This window comes from bacterium (genome assembly GCA_016699125.1).
Classification (GTDB): domain Bacteria; phylum Babelota; class Babeliae; order Babelales; family Vermiphilaceae; genus AWTP1-30.
In genome coordinates this window covers 843,171-862,927 of record CP064961.1, presented here as the reverse complement: position 1 = coordinate 862,927, position 19,757 = coordinate 843,171, and the positions used below count along the sequence as shown (strand labels likewise).

Annotated in this window: 23 protein-coding genes and 2 tRNA genes; 9 read left to right on the top strand and 16 right to left on the bottom strand. The window is 36.9% G+C overall.

Translation table 11 applies throughout. From position 1 onward, the window contains the following. Positions 1-18: 18 nt before the first annotated feature. The gene (locus IPG37_04150) at positions 19-297 is read right to left on the bottom strand and encodes a hypothetical protein (GenBank protein ID QQR53620.1); all 279 of its coding nucleotides are present in this window, start codon (positions 295-297) and stop codon (positions 19-21) included. A gap of 92 nt (positions 298-389) precedes the next feature. Then, a complete protein-coding gene (locus IPG37_04145) occupies positions 390-1,106 on the bottom strand; it encodes a DNA alkylation repair protein (protein ID QQR53619.1) in 717 nt (238 codons plus the stop codon). Between the two features lie 149 nt (positions 1,107-1,255). Here IPG37_04145 and IPG37_04140 point away from each other — a divergent pair, with 149 nt between their 5' ends. The 5 genes from IPG37_04140 to IPG37_04120 all read left to right on the top strand — a co-directional run bounded on the left by IPG37_04140 (position 1,256) and on the right by IPG37_04120 (position 4,202). Beyond that, positions 1,256-1,867 carry a hypothetical protein gene (locus IPG37_04140; GenBank protein QQR53618.1) on the top strand — a complete coding sequence of 204 codons (612 nt, stop codon included), beginning with the start codon at positions 1,256-1,258 and terminating at the stop codon, positions 1,865-1,867. A 116-nt stretch (positions 1,868-1,983) separates the two neighbouring features. Then, positions 1,984-2,628 (top strand): hypothetical protein, encoded by a 645-nt coding sequence (locus IPG37_04135; GenBank protein ID QQR53617.1) that lies wholly within the window; start codon positions 1,984-1,986, stop codon positions 2,626-2,628. 127 nt (positions 2,629-2,755) lie between these two features. Further along, a complete protein-coding gene (locus tag IPG37_04130) occupies positions 2,756-3,388 on the top strand; it encodes a class I SAM-dependent methyltransferase (GenBank protein QQR53616.1) in 633 nt (210 codons plus the stop codon). A 57-nt stretch (positions 3,389-3,445) separates the two neighbouring features. After that, positions 3,446-3,844: a hypothetical protein gene (locus IPG37_04125; GenBank protein ID QQR53615.1), complete on the top strand. Its 399-nt coding sequence runs from the start codon at positions 3,446-3,448 to the stop codon at positions 3,842-3,844. 49 nt (positions 3,845-3,893) lie between these two features. Beyond that, the gene (locus tag IPG37_04120) at positions 3,894-4,202 is read left to right on the top strand and encodes a hypothetical protein (protein ID QQR53614.1); all 309 of its coding nucleotides are present in this window, start codon (positions 3,894-3,896) and stop codon (positions 4,200-4,202) included. Here the strand turns inward: IPG37_04120 and IPG37_04115 are convergent. Then, a complete protein-coding gene (locus IPG37_04115; GenBank protein ID QQR53613.1) occupies positions 4,181-4,660 on the bottom strand; it encodes a tryptophan-rich sensory protein in 480 nt (159 codons plus the stop codon). The two genes, IPG37_04120 and IPG37_04115, sit on opposite strands and share 22 nt — an antisense overlap. Before the next feature lie 265 nt (positions 4,661-4,925). On the opposite strand from IPG37_04115, the gene IPG37_04110 reads away from it, so the two are divergent. After that, positions 4,926-6,194, top strand: a complete 1,269-nt coding sequence (locus IPG37_04110) for a hypothetical protein (protein QQR53612.1) — start codon at positions 4,926-4,928, stop codon at positions 6,192-6,194. Positions 6,195-6,294: 100 nt separating this feature from the next. Here the strand turns inward: IPG37_04110 and groL are convergent, their stop codons facing one another. The 7 genes from groL to mgtE form a co-directional block, all read right to left on the bottom strand. Beyond that, positions 6,295-7,926: a chaperonin GroEL gene (gene groL / locus IPG37_04105; protein ID QQR53611.1), complete on the bottom strand. Its 1,632-nt coding sequence runs from the start codon at positions 7,924-7,926 to the stop codon at positions 6,295-6,297. A 37-nt stretch (positions 7,927-7,963) separates the two neighbouring features. Further along, a complete protein-coding gene (locus IPG37_04100; protein ID QQR53610.1) occupies positions 7,964-8,251 on the bottom strand; it encodes a co-chaperone GroES in 288 nt (95 codons plus the stop codon). Positions 8,252-8,664: 413 nt separating this feature from the next. Next, positions 8,665-9,117, bottom strand: a complete 453-nt coding sequence (locus IPG37_04095) for a hypothetical protein (protein QQR53609.1) — start codon at positions 9,115-9,117, stop codon at positions 8,665-8,667. A gap of 507 nt (positions 9,118-9,624) precedes the next feature. Further along, positions 9,625-9,702, bottom strand: a tRNA-Glu gene (locus tag IPG37_04090). Positions 9,703-9,720: 18 nt separating this feature from the next. Continuing rightward, a tRNA-Lys gene (locus IPG37_04085) sits at positions 9,721-9,796 on the bottom strand. 114 nt (positions 9,797-9,910) lie between these two features. Beyond that, the gene (locus IPG37_04080) at positions 9,911-10,663 is read right to left on the bottom strand and encodes a hypothetical protein (GenBank protein ID QQR53608.1); all 753 of its coding nucleotides are present in this window, start codon (positions 10,661-10,663) and stop codon (positions 9,911-9,913) included. Between the two features lie 112 nt (positions 10,664-10,775). Further along, positions 10,776-12,137 carry a magnesium transporter gene (mgtE, locus tag IPG37_04075; protein QQR53607.1) on the bottom strand — a complete coding sequence of 454 codons (1,362 nt, stop codon included), beginning with the start codon at positions 12,135-12,137 and terminating at the stop codon, positions 10,776-10,778. A 146-nt stretch (positions 12,138-12,283) separates the two neighbouring features. Here mgtE and IPG37_04070 point away from each other — a divergent pair, with 146 nt between their 5' ends. Both IPG37_04070 and IPG37_04065 read left to right on the top strand, forming a co-directional pair. Further along, the gene (locus IPG37_04070) at positions 12,284-13,192 is read left to right on the top strand and encodes an RluA family pseudouridine synthase (GenBank protein QQR53606.1); all 909 of its coding nucleotides are present in this window, start codon (positions 12,284-12,286) and stop codon (positions 13,190-13,192) included. A 68-nt stretch (positions 13,193-13,260) separates the two neighbouring features. Beyond that, complete coding sequence (locus IPG37_04065; GenBank protein QQR53605.1) at positions 13,261-13,800, top strand: hypothetical protein; 540 nt, start codon at positions 13,261-13,263, stop codon at positions 13,798-13,800. 68 nt (positions 13,801-13,868) lie between these two features. Here IPG37_04065 and IPG37_04060 read toward each other — a convergent pair whose 3' ends face one another. Next, positions 13,869-14,945, bottom strand: a complete 1,077-nt coding sequence (locus IPG37_04060; GenBank protein ID QQR53604.1) for a hypothetical protein — start codon at positions 14,943-14,945, stop codon at positions 13,869-13,871. A gap of 23 nt (positions 14,946-14,968) precedes the next feature. Continuing rightward, positions 14,969-15,931: a hypothetical protein gene (locus IPG37_04055; protein ID QQR53603.1), complete on the bottom strand. Its 963-nt coding sequence runs from the start codon at positions 15,929-15,931 to the stop codon at positions 14,969-14,971. Positions 15,932-16,104: 173 nt separating this feature from the next. Between IPG37_04055 and tnpA the strand changes: the two genes are divergently transcribed. Continuing rightward, positions 16,105-16,551 carry an IS200/IS605 family transposase gene (gene tnpA / locus IPG37_04050; GenBank protein ID QQR53602.1) on the top strand — a complete coding sequence of 149 codons (447 nt, stop codon included), beginning with the start codon at positions 16,105-16,107 and terminating at the stop codon, positions 16,549-16,551. 65 nt (positions 16,552-16,616) lie between these two features. On the opposite strand, the gene IPG37_04045 is transcribed toward tnpA, so the two are convergent. From IPG37_04045 to IPG37_04030, 4 genes are all read right to left on the bottom strand, one after another. Then, positions 16,617-16,946: a hypothetical protein gene (locus IPG37_04045; GenBank protein ID QQR53601.1), complete on the bottom strand. Its 330-nt coding sequence runs from the start codon at positions 16,944-16,946 to the stop codon at positions 16,617-16,619. Positions 16,947-17,166: 220 nt separating this feature from the next. Continuing rightward, positions 17,167-17,811, bottom strand: coding sequence for a hypothetical protein (locus IPG37_04040; protein QQR53600.1), 645 nt, complete (start codon positions 17,809-17,811; stop codon positions 17,167-17,169). Positions 17,812-18,014: 203 nt separating this feature from the next. Continuing rightward, positions 18,015-18,668 carry a hypothetical protein gene (locus IPG37_04035; GenBank protein QQR53599.1) on the bottom strand — a complete coding sequence of 218 codons (654 nt, stop codon included), beginning with the start codon at positions 18,666-18,668 and terminating at the stop codon, positions 18,015-18,017. A 69-nt stretch (positions 18,669-18,737) separates the two neighbouring features. Then, on the bottom strand, positions 18,738-19,634 hold the full coding sequence (locus tag IPG37_04030) for a DMT family transporter (protein ID QQR53598.1): 897 nt from the start codon (positions 19,632-19,634) through the stop codon (positions 18,738-18,740). Between the last annotated feature and the right edge of the window lie 123 nt (positions 19,635-19,757).

Sequence of the window (19,757 nt, the reverse complement as noted above, 5' to 3'; positions counted from 1 at the left end):
TGCTTTTCGCATGATCATTTAATTGTAGAGTAACACCAGCACTAAGCAAATTGCGTAACACACTAGTCCAAAGATATTAATAGTAATTAAAAGGGTATTTTTGGTAAGTGTTCCATAGAACAACCAGCTTGCAATCGACACGAACGCCACTAGATTACCGACTAGCGACACTCCTGCAGCGGTCTGCTTTGCAAAAATCGTATACGCCTGAAAAAGACCTGCTGTATGACCAAACGCGCCTATAAAAAACATGTATTTCTCGTAATAATAACGGAAGTTTTTCATTATAGATTCCATGCTGTTTCCCTCCGGTTTTACATAATGAATGAGACGTAAGAATAGGAAAGGCTAGAGACAATTTACAATGATCCATACAGATTCAGCGTAGCCTATTTTTCTAGTTTTAACAACTTCGCGCGGTCTTGAGCTATCATTCGTTCCGTTGCATAACGCAGTGTAGTGCGTGAAAAACGGTGTTTGCTTTGGTGTAAAAATGTACGAAGTACATCAACATCTTTTTTGCCAACTTCTCGCAACATCCAGCCCGTCGCTTTGTGAATCAGGTCATGTGTATCGGCTGCAAGTTTGAGTGCGATGTTACACGTTAGCTCATACTGCTTCTGTCTTATGAAATACCAGGTGGCAATAATCGCCACTCGCTTTTTCCACAGATTTTTTGAAGCTGCAAATTCATATAACAGATCTGTCTGCCCACTGTCATACAGCTGATTTCCAACAATCAGATGTGCTGAACAGTCAACCAGATTCCAGTTATTAACATATGCAAGATTGGCCAAATAAAACTCATACAACAGTGCCCGTTCTTTTGCTGATCCCTTTTGATACTGTTTTATTAGGACAAAAAGAGCGAACAACCGTTCTTCATTGTAAGGTGATGTAAGGATCTGTTGTATCAGTGCAAGCTCAAGTGCGGCATGTTTTTGTGCCACACCGCGTAGCAGCGGTACCGATGCACCCAAAAACTGGTCATGCTCAGCATAAGCACCCACTTCTGTTTTGAAAAACCGTTTGACCGCTTGTGGCGTATATAGTACTGCAGTGAGAATATCCCGTTTAACATTGTCCAGAGTGACCATTCGATTCATCAGTCCACATTATATCTTTTGATTATCTTTTTAGTATGCCGTTCTTATAGTTTTTGAACAGCGTAGCACATGTATCAATAATAAACTTTACTCAACCTCACGATGCATGCTATCTTTTCAATAACAACCAACATTTTTAAAGGATTACAATGAAAAAACTTTACTTGCTCGTACTGCTTGTATCATTTGAACAGATAAGTTTGGCTACCAGTCAGGCACCAGCTGTCACACCTGCTGGTATGTTTGTAACCGTCAATGGTCAAACTGACTTAAAAAATAAACAGTACCATGCATTACAGATCAATGGCGCTGCAACTTTGCTTGATGTCAATGTAAAAACAGATCTGAATATTAATGGATCTGCGACTGCCCAGCGAGTAACCTGCAAAACGTTACACGTTAATGGGTCATACGAAGGCGGTATTCTCCAAACAGAAAGTCTCCAATGCAATGGAACATTTGTCGGATCGCTGGTTACCGTTACTGCAAATGCTTTCTTTTTGGGAGGAGTTCAGATACGAAAAGGAACATTGCACAATGTAACAGTAGCTTCCACCATTCCATTATTTATTGCTACTAATATCCTTGGTTCTATCACCATAAAAAAAGTACTTCCAGAAACTACCATTCAAATATTAGAACTCAAAGATCGAACAGTCGTTTCAGGTGATGTTATTTTTGAACAAGCAGGTGAGGTACATTTTTACAATGGCTCTCAAATTAAAGGCAAAGTTGTGAATGGCACGATTATTCAAAAATAGTATCAAACTTTGAATTTTTAATGTATTTTTAAGTTTTTCATCAATTTGATAGTATTCTAAAAATTGGTTATAATCTCACAATAGATGGTTCCTAAAACTACATAAAGGTTCACATTATGACAGTTAGTCACAAGATGACTCTAGTTATTATATTGATTTCAATATGTAATTATTCTGATCTGCTTTGTTGGGGTTTTGGATTCAGCAGGAATGATATTCAATTCCAATCAAAAAAAGCTGAATTCATAAAGGGCGTTAAGAGCGTAGCCAATAAAGAATACAACGAGCTGCATGTACAAGGACCCTTTCATTTTGAAAATATAGTTATCAAAAACAGATTTTTCGGTCAAGGAAAAGTTACAGGAAAAGGCTTGATATGCAACAAGCTGGAAGGACAAGGTAGTTTTAAGGTTGAGAATGTTCAAGCAGAAACTATCAACAGAATGGGATTGTTTTCAGTGCAAAAATTAACCGTTTCGAGCGATGCCACATTTCAAGGCAAAGTTACAATCGTTGATGGAACTTTAAAAAATGTTTTTATTTTGGCTTCTAGATCAATATTTAAATCATCTTACATTGATGGGAACATTTCTATTAAGAAGTCAAATGATAAACATGGTAGGATCCAAACATTAGAACTTAAAGATGGTACGGTCGTTTCAGGTGATGTTATTTTTGAGCAGGCAGGAGATGTCTATCTTTACAATGGCTCTGAAATCAAAGGTAAAGTTGTGAATGGCACGATTATTAAGAAACAATAACTTTTTTATAACCTGTGTTTATAGACTTTTTCAAACAACGTTTATTTTGATACACTATTCATTGCAATCAGGTTTTCAATAAAATTTTGAATCTATTGAAATACAGTTAAAACTTTGGGAAAAACGTATGATCTATTATCTGTATACTGGGATTTTATTGTTGATGAGCAGTTGGGTGGTATGGCGTTTTTACTCACAACGCCATGTATTACCCTGCCCTTCATGGTTAGCATGGATGGTTGAACTGGACAATCCATTCGCCAAAGCTCACAAAGCAACTGAAATTATACGATTTTTGTCCTTACGACCTGGAATGAAAATTTTGGATATTGGATGTGGCCCTGGACGCATCTGTGTGCCACTTGCTGAAAAAATTGATGCGATCGGTGGACATGTCACCGGCCTTGACATTCAAAGTGACATGATTGAAAAAGCAAGAGAAAAATCCGAAAAATTAGGTCTTTTGAATATCGACTTTATCTGCGGCACCATAGATCAGCTTCCGGATAATACTTATTATAACAGTATGCTTATGGTATGTGTTCTGGGAGAAATACCCGCTACTGAACACGCCAAAGTATTAGAAAAAATGAGTTCCCATCTGGTGCCTGAAGGCATTATTTCAGTGACTGAAACAGTCTTTGACCCACACTTTCAACGACATGCAAAAGTGAAAAAGTTGATGAAAAATAATGGATTTGCAGAAATTAAATATAGAGGCAACTGGCTCGCATATACAGCACATTTTAGAAAAGAATAAGGTGTCCATCTACCATCTATGCACCACACAAACAATCCTCATGACAAAATATCTGGAATGATCAAACTTATTGTATTATTTCTGCTCCTTTTATCAAAGCAAACTTCTGCAAGTCAAAATGAATATTTTGCAGTTGAATATAATGCACTTACCTCTGGCGTAACTGAAGATCAGTATAAAAAATATTATGTACACTATTTTCCATTGTTGTTAACTGGAAATCCATTTTTACAACTTGGTATCAATTTTTTGTTATACTGCTTCAAGCAAGAAAAGTTAAAAAGTAAAATATTACAAACCTATACTGACCGGTACAAAAGCTATGATTCCAATAGATTTAACTTATGGATTAAAACCCATTGTACAAATGCGTTTAATACAAATTATTTGTTAGGACTAAACAAAAAAAAGCTAGAAACAGGACTTTTTTTGGCAAACATTTGTCGAGCGCGCTAAAAAAAAGGATACCGGATATGAGCTCGGTGCATACGACAGAGAGCTACGTATGAAAATAGAACAGGGTCTACTTTTCAGGTCTTTTAAAACATATCTATCTCTTGGCAAAAGAAGCTGGAAAAGAAAGATTAGAAAACAAACTATAACTTTCAGCCTTTCAGAGATACTTGAGGGAAAAAACTTTGCGATAAAAACAAAGAAAACTTTCAAAGGACAAGCATTTTTATGTGCAACTGCTGAAATCATTGTTGCAACGTTGATAACTTATTTAATAAGGTCATGGTTTATAAAATATTGGTTAGCAAGCATAAACAATGTAAAGTGCACTACTGTTACTCAATTATACAACCAAACATAAACATGCAGATGCGTTGCAAACAATAACCATGCTAGGTATGGTAACAAAAGACTGGCAGCTATTCGATTCAACTTATACAATCTTAAAATCAAAAACATGACCGTTACAACTATTAAGAAAAGACAGAACAAAGACCATCCGATAAAATGATAGCTAAAAAAAAGCGGTGTCCACAACCAGTTTAACACCAGCTGCAGAATATAGGCATATCGAATGATTGCGTGACCATCATATCGGGGCATCTGCCACATCAACCAGCCACTTGTGCCAATCATGCAATACAAAATCGGCCATACAATTCCAAAAAGATAGTTCGGTGGTGAAAGCGGAGAACGTTTTAAAGTGTTGTACCATGTAGCGATATTCTGTTGCGTTACCATTCCAAGAAAACCACTAACTGACAATAGTAAAATAACCCAAAGCAGGAGCCAGATAACATCTTTTTTATGTTGCTTCATATATTCTTTTTAAAATAATGTTATTGATGCTATAGCATAACCTAGATCTTTTTTATGACAAAGCCATTGTAAAAAGTTTTTTTTAATATGCTTTAACTTAGAAATGCTTTACAGAGAAAGAACTTCGCATGTTGATGAACGCATTCAACGTATTTTGATATTTCAAAAATACAACTTTCTTGTAGAAAATTTTTTTTAATAGTATATTTTTATCGTTACAAAGATTTCAAAATACTACTTTACAAAATCATCGTGAGGAGTGCATATGTTTAGCCAGAGTTTTACCAAACTACTTTTGTCAGTTCAAAGCATCTTTATACCAAATCCGTCTGAAGTTATGGTACCTACAACAGCTACAACTGAGTATAAAAAAGAATATAATAATGTTCAGACACCAACATTCGAAATCAGAATAGATTCACAGGAAAAATCACTTAAGGATACCACTACTACCAGATCAGATAACTACTTAGCTAAGGCAAAAAAAGATGGACGTAAAGATTATTTGCTTTCAGCCATCCGGTACGAACAGACTTTTGCAATATTAAAAAACGAGCTCAACGATAAACGTTATCCTTCTATATTTTACTTTGAAACTCCAGTAACCAAGCATATAAAAGCCCAATTATTAGCGATAGAACAATTGGTTACCAATAGTGTAAATGATTCCTTTGAAAATGATGCAGAAAATGTAAAATTTATTAAAAAAGAGGTCAGACATTGTGAAAAAACTATTCAATCATACAATCCAAACGAATTTATTGAAAAAACTAGACCTCAATTGAACACTATAATAAACATTTTTAAAGCAGCCCACATAAATATTGATATTCCACAAGATACGACAATCATTTGGAACTACCAAATATTCACGGAACAGCTATTAAGAATATATATTCTATTAGGGTTAGTTGAAAATAAGAACAAAGGATCTATTAACAACAGAGAAGATATGTTCATTACTCAAATGTATCAAGACGATAAATACGATCTATTTAAAGAAAAAATCTGGGAAAACTCCGGTCTCTTATACCGCAATATCTTTTCTACGGAAATGTATAACCTGTTTGAAAGTATTGCAAAAAAGAGATGTGACCTTAATCAGGTTATTAATTGGTATCAAAACAACCATACCGACGTGATAGTTTTTATAAAGCAAAAAGCAGATGGCATCAAGATCAAAAAAGACAGTATACTTTTAGAAAAAACACTTGCGACACACAAAGCACACACCTTTGTCCCCATTATATTTACAAAGGACATAGAAAACAATGATAATCTAACAGTATCGGATATTCTTGAGCGTCACAGTAATCAATATACAGCAACTACAATATTAGCTGCTTTTTGTAGCCTCTTAGATATATCTATTCAGGCGAAGCATGAAGATACAGGATTTTTCAAACAACTATCTTCCTTCGATCACAAAGCTAGTGAGAGTAACGAATACAAGATATGTTGCAAAACAAACAACATAAAAATTATGAATTTAGGAATGGAAAACATTCGAATATTTAAAAGATATAATGCATAACGTTTGTTTTTAATGTTTGAAAAGTCATCTCTCACAGGGCACACAAAGAGCTGAGATTATTTAATCTCAGCTCTTTGTTATTATAAGAATAAGATAGCTACTAATACATGTCACCCATCCCACCCATTCCTGGATGAGCTGGTGTTTCTTTCTTGTCTTGTGGTAATTCGCAAATGGAAGCTTCAGTGGTGAGCAAAAGACCCGCAATCGAACCTGCATTTTGGATAGCCGATCGAGTTACTTTTGCAGGATCTAAAATGCCAGCTTCAATCATGTTGACATACTGGCCTTTATTTGCATCAAAACCAATAGTATCTTTTTCTTCCTTTACCCGATTTACGACAACAGAAGCATCGTAACCAGCGTTGCTTGCAATAATCCTCATTGGCTCTTCAAGTGCACGACGAATAATGGTCAAACCAAGTTGCTCATCGCCTTCAAACTGCAAACCATCCAACTGCTTTTGCACACGAAGCAGACAGACGCCACCGCCAGAAACAACGCCTTCTTCAATTGCCGCTCGAGTTGCGTGCAGTGCATCATCAATGCGATCTTTCTTTTCCTTCATCTCAATTTCAGTTGCTGCACCGACCTTGATAACTGCCACACCACCCGCTAATTTTGCCAAGCGTTCTTGGAGTTTTTCTTTGTCATAATCTGAGGTGCAGTTTTCAATCTGCATACGAATCTGAGCAATACGGCTTTTGATGTTCATATCGCTGCCTTGGCCTTCCACGATAGTCGTATGATCCTTCGTCACAGTCACCTTTTTGGCAGAACCAAGATCCGCACCAGAAACATTTTCAAGCTTCAAGCCAAGATCTTCGCTAATCATTTTGCCACCGGTCAAAATAGCCAAGTCTTCAAGCATCGCTTTGCGACGATCACCAAAACCGGGAGCTTTGACTGCCACAACATTCAACGCACCACGCAACTTATTAACTACCAAAGTAGCAAGTGCTTCGCCTTCTACGTCTTCGGCAACAATAAGCAATGATCTGCCTGATTTTGCAACCTGTTCAAGCAAAGGCAAGAGTGATTTCATGCTACTAATCTTCTTTTCATAAAGCAAGATTAACGGATTATCAAGTACCGCTTCTAGCTTTTCTGAATTACCAAAAAAATAAGGCGATAAGGAACCCCGATCAAACTGCATGCCTTCAACTACATCAAGCTCGTCTTGCATACCCTTTGCTTCTTCGACTGTAATCACGCCATCACGGCCTACTCGGTTCATTGCCTGTGCAATCTGACGGCCAATTGCAAGATCGTTATTCGCCGAAATAGTTGCTACCTGTTCGATCTCTTTCTCATCATTTACTTTTTTTGCACTCGCTTTGATTGCCTCAACAACCACTGTCACAGCTCGTTCTATGCCACGTTTTAATGCCATTGGATTTGCGCCGGCAGTGACTGCCTTGTTGCCTTCACGAAAAATCGCCTGCGCCAAAACGGTCGCGGTCGTTGTACCATCACCAGCAACATCTGCTGTTTTGCTGGCCACCTCTTTGACCATCTGTGCGCCCATGTTTTCTAACTTATCGAGCAGCTCTATCTCTTTTGCAACCGTCACCCCATCTTTGGTAATCACTGGGCTTCCAGACGCTTTATCAATAACAACGTTGCGTCCCTTGGGCCCAAGGGTAATTTTTACCGTATCGGCCAAAATATCAACACCACGACGCATTTTTTCACGTGCCTCAGCACCAAATAAAATTTTTTTTGATGACATAGTATAATTCCTTAGTAAAAAAAATACCTTTACTTTCCTATTTCTGTACTACACCCAAGATCTCATCTTCTTTGATGATAAGATGATCTTCACCAGCGTCCACACCCGCATATTGCCCAAAAAACACAATATCGTTCATTTTTACGTCTAACGGGACCAGATGACCATCTTTATCCTTTTTGCCGGCACCAACGGCCACGACTGCACCCATCTGGCCCTTGCTTTTGGCACTATCTGGAATAAAAATACCCGATGCAGTTTGACTTTCGCCTTCTATTCTTTTTACTAACACGCGGTCACCCAAAGGCCTTATTTTTTCAATCATAAAACAGGCTCCTTTCATAAACTTTAAATATAGCGTTACATGATTAAATCACAGGTTTTTAGTACATAAAATTTTAACAAATTCGAGTAAACACTCATATAAATTATAATTGAAAGCTGATAAATTTCAATATTTTTTTTGACAGAATGAGACTAAGATTTTTTATACTGTTAGCACTCAATATCGAGTATGCAGAAACTATGCAAAGTAATAACTGAATATGCGTTAAAGATGGCAGAAAAAATGAATGGATTTGAGGAATAACGGCTAAAACGCAAGCTCTGTTTTACTTTATCAAAAAATCAATATCACGTTAAAACAGATAAGGGGATGGCATAAAAACCATCCCCTTGTCTGTTTTAGACTAAAGTTTGTGGAGACTAAGATGAAAACATCTTAGTTGAGATTTTCAATTAAAGAACTTCATCCAGTTCTTCTTCTTCGTCTGCTGATTTTCCCATTAGCTTATAACCAAGTGCCCATGCTGTTGCAGCAACAGCACCCGCTACTTCAGCACCAACCTGTACTGCTTGAGTAAGAAGTCGCAACTTGCTCTTATATTTGAATCCGAATGCATGTGCAGCGCCTGAACCACCCACCCACTTCTGTGCGGACGCCGTCCAAAAATTTACTTTGCTATGAAGATCGTGAACTCTTACATACGCTGCCTCTAGCTCCTTATCCTGATCAGTGGTTCGATCTTCTATTTTCCAAAGATCGCAATATTTTTTCCACTCTATGTCCAACTGTTCTGCTTCAGTGTTATTTGTAGTTAAAGGAGCACCATTGCCCTGACTACCGTTTAAACAATTAATACCAGCAGTAATAGTTAACAACGCTAACAACATTGCTTTATTTGTATTCATATAATGAATCCTTCACTATAAATAGTATATAAAATAATAGTTTTAAAACATCCACAATCAAAATAGTAAACTATTATGAAAGTTGTGTCAAATCAATAAAAGATTTTTTTAAACTTAAAGGGTTATTTTTTCTATTTTACAAAAAACTGCGGGACTCCAGCTTTATTTGAAAAAGCAGTTCAAATGCTGATTTTAGCCTGAAAACAAAAGGGTTTTTTAAAAAAAATATCCGATCTGAAATGATCAAAAAAGGTACACAAAAAACAAACTGTTACAAATAAAAAAGCTCAACTGAAAAGTATTAATCTGCAATAGAAATTAATTATCAAAAGACGCTTGTCGCTTTGGTTGGGGCATGATCAAAAACAGCAAAACATAGTGTTGGACCGCTAAAAAAAAGCAGTGCAAAAGCAGTTAAGCTAATAATTAAAATAATGTAGAGCAATTCAAGACAGATATAGAATAGATATACGGAACATACGATGAAAATAGGAAGATGTAATAATGTGGCGTCCCTAAGGGGATTTGAACCCCTGTTTTCGCCGTGAAAGGGCGACGTCCTAGACCAGGCTAGACGATAGGGACGCGATAAGTCAAAACTAATGGTGAGCCGCGTTGGATTCGAACCAACGACCCACAGCTTAAAAGGCTGTTGCTCTACCGACTGAGCTAGCGGCTCATACATTTGCAGATTGCTCAACGCAAAAGACAAATTAATATGTATGTCAAAAAATACTTTATAAAAATTATAGATTTACCGTTCTTTTGTCAAGAAAAATCAACTATTTATTTTTCAGCCGACCACAAAAGCTGTTTCAGGCTCTACCATCGCCTTAATTTTGGTTTGCTTTGCATGGGTTTTTTGCCTGCTGTATTTTCGATACAGTTTCATAATCGCATAGCCCGCCACACCACACACTGAACATAGACCTGCTATTTTTGTAGTATAACTTTTGAACAAAAATGAGGAGCAGGAAAAAGTCACCCCATTGTTGCGGTATAGATCTTCTACCTTATTTTTTAAATTACTGATACTTTTGGACAACTTCTCTTCAAACTCATCATCCACAGAACTTGTTGATTTGATTGATTTTGCTTCTCGTTTTAACTTTTCAACAACAAACTGTAGCTGGACAAGACCTTCAAAACTAAACGATCTCTTATCCATGCTCTTATAATTCTGCATAGAATCTTTGATCTCCTGCATAAGATACTGCACTCGTTTAAATGTATTCTGATAGAGCGCCCGACTGTCTTTTACATCCAGATCACCAAGTGCATGAAGTAATTCAAGATGTTCCACGCCTGCATTTTTAAAGGCATCTTTGTATTTAATATCAACTAGATTCTGAGGCAAAATAAATGAATCCACCAGCATATCTAACTGAATCTTAAAAAATTTTATAATGTCATCATCTGATTCCTTCTCTTTTCTCTCATTCCAGATTTTATAAGCATCTTCCATGCACATAGCCCTTGATAGCTCACTACCAAACATGGTCGTTGTGACACTCAGCAAAGAAGATAATAACAAACAACGTTTCATAATCAATCCTTCGTAAGAATAATAAAATGCGTAGAATAACATTTTTTATTATACAAAAGAAAAGTTAAAAAGGAAATTTGTCAAAAACAGTATATTTTAAAAAAATCTTTTTCTATTTTTTTAAGAAAAAGTAGACCATGTAACAGAAGATCGTAGTGCCCAAAATGTCCATAATGGTTGCCAAAAATGGTCCTGCCGAAAATGCTGGATCTATACGCATCTTTTTCAACAAAAGTGGAGTGCAGCTTCCAAGTGTCGTTGCAACTACCACAATTAATGCCAATGTCCCACTAATAACCAGAGACTCGTGAACCGAACCACCTGTCAAATAGACACGTCCAAAACCGGCAATAGCCAAAAACAGTGAAAGCACAACTGCCATTGAGATCTCACGTCGCAAAAACTTAAACACATGATCGGTCGTAATATCACCTGCCGCAAGCCCTTGAATGAGTACCGCAGAAGACTGGCTACTGGTATTTCCACCAACGCCGATCAACATGGGAATAAACGATATCAAAAAAGCACTTAACGTCGCTTCATAGGAATGCAAAATACTCGTAGAAAACGAGCCGGTGATCAATAAAATAACCAGAATATATCCCCGTGCCCAGACCATCCGCAAAAATGAGGTTTCAAAATAGGGGTACTTCATCGGCATGACCGCACCGATACGTTGAATATCCTCTGCTGCCTCTTCAACAACCACATCAACCAGCGTGTCAGCAGGGATAGCACCCAAAAAATGGCCTTCATCGTCAACCACGGGAGCAATGGTGACATTATAATGGATCATCGTTTTTGCAATCTCTTCCTGATCTTGATGCGCATTTGCAATAACCTCGTTTTCATGCATAAAAGCATTAATATGCAGTGATGGTTTATGGAGCACCAGATCTTCTAAATTAATGTATCCAACAAGTTTATGCGCATGATTAACGATAAAAATACGGGTATGAATATCTTTACTTGGGTGCAGTCTTTGCAAGATCTGAATACTTTTTTCTACCGTAAAATCTTGCATCAATGTAATCACGTCAGTCTGCATAACACCACCGGCTGAATCAGAAGAGAATTTTAATAATGAGATAACTTGATGACGAACATGTTTTTGTAAAAGTCCCAGGTATTTTTTCAGATCATCGTCAGACAAAAAATCAAACAGATCGGTTAACTCGTCAGGCGAGAGTGTTTTGAATGCGCTCACCTGTTCATGCTCACTCATTGTTTGCAAAATAAAGGCTTTCATAGAATTAGAAAACTCTTTAAATACTTCCAGCTGCAACTCGTGTGGCATCGATGCATATAATTTCTGTACAGTTGCTTTGTCGGCTTCTGATAAAAAATCGGCAATATCTACTGGGTGCATATCCAAAAATGCCTGCCAAACAGATTTTTGCAGCGTATCATCTTTAACAGTTGGAGCCGAAGAGTATTCAAGCACTTTTTTCAGTATTTTTTTCGGATTATCCATACTAAATCCTCCATGGTAAAGACCGTACACTTTTGACTTTTACTTTATCACCACTACTCTTATTTGCTAAGAATAGATAGTATACCATTCTTTTAAGTTCTGCAGTACTTTTTAATAATAAAACTTTTTAAAACCAGATAAATCAAATGAAAAATATAATACTCACTGTTCCTGAAGGTTTTTTAAATCAGCGATTAGATAGTTTCTTAACAGATCGCATACCAATGTACTCACGCAGCTTTCTACAAAAGATAATACAACTAGGACATGTAAAAGCAAATGGGGTTGTTATAAAAAAAAACAGCTATCCTGTTTGCCAGGGCACACAGATTGAGATTGCCATTCCAGAAGACGAACGCCCCGCACCGGAACTTATTGCCCAAGCAAGCAAAACAGTTTCGATACTGTTTGAACACAAAGATTTTTTTATTATCAACAAACCGGCAGGCCTGATTGTCCACAAACCGCATCGATTAAGCGCCGAAGTTTCTGTGGTTGATTGGCTTTTGGAATATAATCTTATTCCACAGAGCATTGGCATGCCCAATCGTCCTGGCATTGTGCATCGCCTTGACCGTGATACTTCAGGAATCTTACTGATCGCACGTACCATGCACGGACTTGCAGCGCTCGGATCGCTTTTTGCAAATCGCATGGTTCATAAAACCTATCTTGCAGTCGTGCAAGGCCACACACCAGAATCTGGCGTCATCAACTCATTTATTGGCAGAGATCCGGTGACAAAAGTGAAAATGAAAGCACACCATGTACAGTTTGATCACACCTTTCGAACTGCAGTTACAGAATTTAAAACAGTAAAACATTGCGACACATACAGCATCATCAACGCGTTTCCAAAAACAGGCAGAACTCATCAGATCAGGGTACACTGTGCTTCAATCGGCCATCCAATATTGGCAGATACCACGTATGGCCAAAAAAGCGAACTGATCAAGCGCCAAGCACTGCATGCTTCTGCCATCTTATTTATATTCGATGGCCAAGTGATTGAGATGACAGCTCCAGTTCCGGAAGATATCAGGTTGCTTCTGTAAAAAATTGACAAATATGGCAAAATAGTTATTATCAATATGATTTTTTCAAAAAAAATAAGGTGTAAATTATGACAATTAAGAAAAATCTTCTTTTGCTTACTCTGCTTGCATTACAAATAACCTTTGCAACAGAACCCATCCATGACCCTTTGTTAAAACAGAAAAACCTCATTGTGCAGGCTCAGACCGTGTATAACCGCATGGACCTTTTATTTATCAGAATTGATCAACTATCTAAAACGAATGATATCCAAGCTATGCATCAGATCTCCTATGCCAATGGTTCACAGGGGCCATTGACAGTACTTTGCAGACTAGCGTATCAAACTCCTGTAGAAGCAGTTAATGAAACGGAAGCGGAACAGCTCATTGTATTTTTTGACAAACTTGCAAGTTCATTAGAAACCGTTTTGAACCAGGCGGAAAAGAAAAAAGCAGTATATTCAAAACAGGCTACTCGTATAGCAAAAGACTGTGCACTGGCTTCGATTTTTTACCTTTTTAAAAACTGCTTTAAAGATAGTGTCTTGCATGTTGTCTGTGATGTTGCATTTTGTATCACCGCAATCGACGGAATTGTTACGCTTTTCAGCTGGCGTGATGAGTAGAAGAATGTTATTTTCAAAGTAAAAAAGCGGGGCAGGTATGATTTTGTACCTGCCCCGCTTACAACTAATTAAATCCTCAAGACGTTTTTTATAAGCGGTTCAGTTTTTGTAAACCCAACATTACCTGTAAACGTAGGCTTTATTTTCAAAAATATCTGTAATATGCGCGAAACTGTTGGAAATAAAAAATAGGGTGGATTATGAAAATCCTTGCTGTCCGCTGGAAACACTCTAACTGGCCGTTCATTAATAGAGTCTGGCGATGGGAAAAGTTCTTCAAGGTCTTCTGGACTCATGTTTTTGAGCTCTTCAACTGTGTATGGATTAGGGTTTTGCCGAGCAAGCTCTTCTTTCACATACTGATTAAACTTTTCATCTAGCTGGCCATTCACCCAAGATTGAAAGGGTATCTTATTGTTTTGATACAAGATAGTCAATGTTGTTAACTTTGTGACTGGATTGTTTGCAATTTCAGGCCTTTGCCAAAATGTATCATCAACAAATGTATCGTTAACAGTCACATTACACGGCGCCTGATCAGCATGTGCAATAGCTTGCAGAATGTTTTCATTATAGGCATCTATTGCTTTTTCTGTATCCACAACAACTTTTGTGTGCTCTTTGACTAACTGCTTACCATGACGATTAAGCCATAAGCGTTCGGCAAAAGGCAGTCCTGCAGGATGCTGCATAACCTCCTGATTACATAACCTGCCTGCATCATCAACAAACATTTTTGCAAGTTCACGAAGGAATCTATCAGTAATTTTATCTATTTCAGGTTGAGTTTTTGACCCACTATATTGCTTCTCAACAGATGTGTCCAGACTTTCAATATACTTTCCATATTGCGGCGCCAGTGCAGCATCATTATATCGAGTGTCTGCATAACTGCCTGCAACTGTTGATAAAACTCTAAATTTGACCTGTTGTCCGTTATTATATGTACCTTTTTCAATCTGATCCCAAAGTGCTTTGTGAGTTGCTATACGTTGGTCACATTCTTTCGGAACATCTTTCATATCAACAAATTCATCTATTCGATCAACATTAACCACATCCTGTGGAATGTCATTCGGTTTGATAGAAGTAACCACAATAGATTGGCTAAAAAACACAATCGCATATAATTTCGTATAATTCATAAAAATCCTTCCATTAATGAATCTTAATTAACAAACACTCGTGGCAATCCAAAAAATCGTTGTAAGACCGTGATAATATTAACAACAGGCGGGAAGAGTGTATTCGTACTTTTATTAGTAATCGAAAAAATACGCGTCGGGGAATCTTTATACATCGTGTCATGGCCAGTTATTCCTCGCGCATTGGAAGGAAAGCGCCTTTCTAACTCATCTGCGTCCATGTTTGCAATTTCCTGAGTTGTATATGGCTTTATATCACGCTCTTTCAATTCTTGAAGAACATACTGTTTCAATAACTGATCTGTTTTTCCATTTCTCAAACACTCATGCTTTTTATAATTATCGCTTTCATTACTTTTCTCTAAAAAATCAAATTTCGAATTTTCTATCAATTTGATAACAGCCACTGGGTTAAGAGATTGATCGTGCTGATCAATAACCCCTGTTTTATTATCCCAAAAATTATCTTCCCTTTTATCACTAAAAGATCTATCATAAGATCCTGAACTATTAAGCGGCAACTGCTCTTTTATCAACGCTTGATCATAATAATTCAACCACAACCGTACCAATCCTTCATATCCTTCAGCATTATTCAAAATATTCTCATTACAAAATTGACCTGCATCAGTAACAAATTTTACAGCCATTTTCTTGACACACTGATGGTATAACTGTTCGGTCATATTAATCCGCTTTGCATAATCTTTAATATCGATAAATTGACCTTGAACATAATTTTTCTCAGGACGATCACAAGACTCTGAACCATCATTAGACCATTTTTGGTTTCCTTTACATGCAATGGTAAAGCAGGTACGCCAGATTATTGGCGTACCATCAGCAAAATATCCACTATCAATTTCTTTAAAAATAGCTTCACGTTCTTTTATCCGCTTGTCTATTTCTTCTTTACTTTCACCATCTTTGCAAAAAGCAAAAACAGCCATTGTCAATGTAAGAAGAAGTATGCATTTTTTATTCATAATGTATCCTTTTGATTGTAAAAATAGTTTCATTTAATTGATTGATAGGTAAACCACCAGTTAGACTGGTGAGACTGTCAAGGCTCGGCCCCCGGATTCAAGAGAGAAAAGATGATGTTGTAAAAAATGATAAACTATTGTTGGGCTTGGCGGGCCAACAATAGGAATTAAAAATGGAAAATCAAACAACATCATCATATGCAAGTTTAAGTCATTCGAAATGGAACTGCAAATATCACATAGTATTTGTTCCGAAATGTAGGAAGAAGATTTTGTATGGAAAAGTACGGAAATTTTTAGCGGGAGTATTTCATGAATTGGCGAGTCAAAAAGGGTGTAAAATAGAGAAAGGGAACATGGTTCAGGATCATGTTCATATGTTGATAAGCATACCACCAAAATATTCTGTAGCAGAAGTTGTAGGATTTATCAAAGGTAAAAGTGCGATAGCTGTTGCGCGAAGGTTTGGTGGAAGAGCAAGGAATTTTAACGGTGAACGATTGTGGGCACGAGGTTATGCTGTTTCTACTGTTGGTTTTGAAAAAGCACAGATATACGCTTACATCAAAAATCAAAATCAACTTGATTCTCTTGGTTACGATGAATCCGGTGAATTTTAAAACGACTTAGTATATTTTTTATCTGGCAGTCTTCGAGACTGCTCCCAGCCGCTAAGCCCCTCATTTTATGAGGGCGTTATAACTTCCTGCCCCATTTTATCAAGCGCATCGCACACAGAAGAGGCAGCATTCAAACAAGCACACTTGAGCAATACTTCTGGATAAAACATCTGACACATGAAGATTTTTTGTAACATATGCTGTTTTACCTCTGAAGACATATATTGATTCTGCCACACTTCTTCAAGCATTGGCAAATTGGCACATTCATCTTTAATGGCACCGTACACAGCAGCTTGTTGTCGGAAATAGGTACAGTTCATTTTTTCAGAAAAAGATGCATTGCATAGATGCATAGTGGAAAATAAAAATAGAATGCCTTTTAATATACGCATAGGAAACCTTTTGATAAGTTTTCTGATGAGTCAAAATACAGATAAACATTTTTTTAATTATACGTTAAACACAAAAAAAGTCAATTTTATGTTTAAGTTTTGTCTCAAATAGTAAGCATAGTTAAAAGGTATTACAAGTATTAGTTTTGATTGACGTGCAGCTGTTGATGATGAGTCGAATGATTAAAGTTTCTATTTTGAATTAAATCTGTCTGGGTGCCTATTCTGACTGAAAGCTGAACTTCCCTTTTGATTCCTTTGGTAGATATTTATTCCACACAGAAGGCTTGACGTTCAATTCGAAGCAACATAATTTGAAATCTTTTTCTTTTTTTCTTGTCAATCGCTGTAACTTAAATGCTAGCAAATATGATAAATCTTTTGAATGCGACACTTCCTTTTGCAACTCATTGACTGAAACAACCAGTTTCTTATTTTCTTCATTCAATTGTTGATTTTGTTTCTTAAGGTTTTCATTATTTTGCTGTACGATGGTGAATAAGACTTTATTAAAATACAGTATGTTCAATTTAAAATTTAGATATACGTCTTTATTAGTTTTGTAAATATTATCTACATCTATAACCATCTGTTCATGTAACGGCAAATCAAAATAAGAATATCCAAATTGAGTCATAAATGAATCAAAATTTTGCTGTTTTGTTATATAAGTCTTCCAAGCTTGAAAATCCATGCAGACAATCTTTTCATTGTCAACCAAATACTGTATACATTTTTTTTTATTTTCTTCGTCTTGTGCAATTTTCTGTGCCTCTGCATGTTGCTGCTCAGAAATTTGCGATGCATAATAAACATGGAAGTTTGCAATGGTTACAATATACAGCATGATAAGAATTTTTTTCATAACAACCCACTTGTTAAAATAATGTGTGATTTTTTATTCTTATCATGATGATACAATTTAAAAATTACGCAAGTTCAATCTTTTTGAGACTATGAAAAAATTTCAGACGTGCAGCTTGAAAATCACTTTTCAGCATGATACACGCAGTATCTGGAGTTACTGATTACCATTATCGCAAAAACCAGCAACTTGGTTTGCACCCATCAATCTTTGTGATACCGTTGACTTTCCATCATCTCAAGACACCAGTTTTTGCAAAGATTCTCTAAAAATGAAAGTCTTTGCAGCTTATTTTTGATTGTCTCTTTTTTGGGCAGATGGACAAAAGGGAGCTTTGAGATCCAAAGGCGCTTGACCCACAACGTTACATCAAGCCCTCGTTCAAGCGTTGCTCGTTCTTTTTTGATTGCCTGAAAAAAATGAACGATGCAATCAATCTGCCTGGTTGGATTGTGTGAATCAAAATATCGTTCTTTGATCGACCGTGTCATCAGTTGTGACAGCTCCTGTTGTGAATACGTCATGAGCTGTTGACCGGCAACATCGTAAGGCCAGTTGTGCCAGCAGGTTGCATCATTTAAAAAGTACTCAAATGACTGTAAATACCACAACAGAAAAACATAACTTCCGCCTGCCGTGTAACAGGCGTACCTCAATTTATGTTCAAAAACATGATTAACAAGCGTCTGAAATATGCCTGAAAGATACTCTTTTTGAGCCTGGCTGTAACTTGTAATCCACTGATACAACGAGACCACATTCTGTGCAGTCGCAGAGCTCTGACTTGCAGCATTGTTTTGGGTGGTCACGTTGATGGTAATGGGCAAGGGAGGATTTTCAGCACAAATGAAGTGCATGCACAAACCTAAACTAATAGCATAAAAGAGGCTCTGCTTCACGTCTGTACCTTTTTTTATAGTAGATGATTACTGAACAACATTCAGCTCATCTTTATAAAAAACGTACAACCCAGTCAACACTATAATGGTTGAGACGTAAAAATGCCATGAAATCGTTTCATGCAAAAATGCCCAGCCTAAAAACCCTGCAAAAATGGGTGTCAAGAATGATGCAAACGCCATGAGCGTTGCTGAATATTTTTTTAACAGATGACCGTACAGATTGTGGCAAAATACGTTACTGACAAGCACCACAAACATGAGCCAAAACAGAAACTCTTTTGAATGATTCAACGGTGGCAGATCATTAATAAAAAATGCCGTCAAGAGCGCCAGAACGCCACCCGTGGTCATAGTCGTTCCGGTAATAAATGCTGGATTATATTTTTTATTTTTAACCAGATCCTGAACCACAATCCAACTATAACTGTGCATTGCAACAGAAACAAGTACCGCAAGCTCGGGCAATGAGATAAAAAGATATTCATTGGTCACCGTTTCTGCCGTTGTTGTGCCGACAAGCATTGGCATCATACCAATAAATCCCACCAAAAGGCCTATCCATTTGTTTCTTGTCAGTCTCTGTCCATACAAAAGATAGAGATAAAGCGCAGACAAAAATGGTTGAAAATTAAACAAAAAGCAGGTTTTTGAAGATGGTAAATAGGCAAGCGCCCAAAAACGAAGTATGTAGTTAAAATAGATACCAAAAAAGGTTATTTTAATAAACTGTGGCAGATCAGACAGATCAAAATGATAGCTATGTTTTTTTCTGTTGTAAAGCAATAAATAAAGCAGAACTATGATACCACCCAAAAACATACGCAGCCCAGTTAAAAATACGGGACTTGTTTGAGAACTTAAAAATTTTCCTGTTGTAAATGTACTTGCAAAAAGGATGTGTAGCAAAATAATAAGTGTCATGACTTCTCATACATAACGTATAACTTTACAATATCTATACAGGTTACCATGTATCAGTTTTTTGCAAAGCTCAATTTTTTGATTTTATTTTCTGCATAGGTACGCTAAACAGTACTGTACCTT

Bases quoted from the DNA above. Each gene is read 5' to 3' on its own strand.
- IPG37_04150 (QQR53620.1), bottom strand. From the start codon at position 297: ATGGAATCTATAATGAAAAACTTCCGTTATTATTACGAGAAATACATG.
- IPG37_04135 (QQR53617.1), top strand. From the start codon at position 1,984: ATGACAGTTAGTCACAAGATGACTCTAGTTATTATATTGATTTCAATA.
- mgtE (QQR53607.1), bottom strand. From the start codon at position 12,137: ATGGATAATCCGAAAAAAATACTGAAAAAAGTGCTTGAATACTCTTCG.
- IPG37_04060 (QQR53604.1), bottom strand. From the start codon at position 14,945: ATGAATTATACGAAATTATATGCGATTGTGTTTTTTAGCCAATCTATT.
- IPG37_04115 (QQR53613.1), bottom strand. From the start codon at position 4,660: ATGAAGCAACATAAAAAAGATGTTATCTGGCTCCTGCTTTGGGTTATT.
- IPG37_04145 (QQR53619.1), bottom strand. From the start codon at position 1,106: ATGAATCGAATGGTCACTCTGGACAATGTTAAACGGGATATTCTCACT.
- IPG37_04080 (QQR53608.1), bottom strand. From the start codon at position 10,663: ATGAAACGTTGTTTGTTATTATCTTCTTTGCTGAGTGTCACAACGACC.
- IPG37_04125 (QQR53615.1), top strand. From the start codon at position 3,446: ATGATCAAACTTATTGTATTATTTCTGCTCCTTTTATCAAAGCAAACT.
- IPG37_04030 (QQR53598.1), bottom strand. From the start codon at position 19,634: ATGACACTTATTATTTTGCTACACATCCTTTTTGCAAGTACATTTACA.
- IPG37_04035 (QQR53599.1), bottom strand. From the start codon at position 18,668: ATGCACTTCATTTGTGCTGAAAATCCTCCCTTGCCCATTACCATCAAC.
- IPG37_04055 (QQR53603.1), bottom strand. From the start codon at position 15,931: ATGAATAAAAAATGCATACTTCTTCTTACATTGACAATGGCTGTTTTT.
- IPG37_04040 (QQR53600.1), bottom strand. From the start codon at position 17,811: ATGAAAAAAATTCTTATCATGCTGTATATTGTAACCATTGCAAACTTC.
- IPG37_04045 (QQR53601.1), bottom strand. From the start codon at position 16,946: ATGCGTATATTAAAAGGCATTCTATTTTTATTTTCCACTATGCATCTA.
- IPG37_04130 (QQR53616.1), top strand. From the start codon at position 2,756: ATGATCTATTATCTGTATACTGGGATTTTATTGTTGATGAGCAGTTGG.
- groL (QQR53611.1), bottom strand. From the start codon at position 7,926: ATGTCATCAAAAAAAATTTTATTTGGTGCTGAGGCACGTGAAAAAATG.
- IPG37_04095 (QQR53609.1), bottom strand. From the start codon at position 9,117: ATGAATACAAATAAAGCAATGTTGTTAGCGTTGTTAACTATTACTGCT.
- IPG37_04065 (QQR53605.1), top strand. From the start codon at position 13,261: ATGACAATTAAGAAAAATCTTCTTTTGCTTACTCTGCTTGCATTACAA.
- IPG37_04100 (QQR53610.1), bottom strand. From the start codon at position 8,251: ATGATTGAAAAAATAAGGCCTTTGGGTGACCGCGTGTTAGTAAAAAGA.
- IPG37_04110 (QQR53612.1), top strand. From the start codon at position 4,926: ATGTTTAGCCAGAGTTTTACCAAACTACTTTTGTCAGTTCAAAGCATC.
- IPG37_04070 (QQR53606.1), top strand. From the start codon at position 12,284: ATGAAAAATATAATACTCACTGTTCCTGAAGGTTTTTTAAATCAGCGA.
- tnpA (QQR53602.1), top strand. From the start codon at position 16,105: ATGGAAAATCAAACAACATCATCATATGCAAGTTTAAGTCATTCGAAA.
- IPG37_04120 (QQR53614.1), top strand. From the start codon at position 3,894: ATGAAAATAGAACAGGGTCTACTTTTCAGGTCTTTTAAAACATATCTA.
- IPG37_04140 (QQR53618.1), top strand. From the start codon at position 1,256: ATGAAAAAACTTTACTTGCTCGTACTGCTTGTATCATTTGAACAGATA.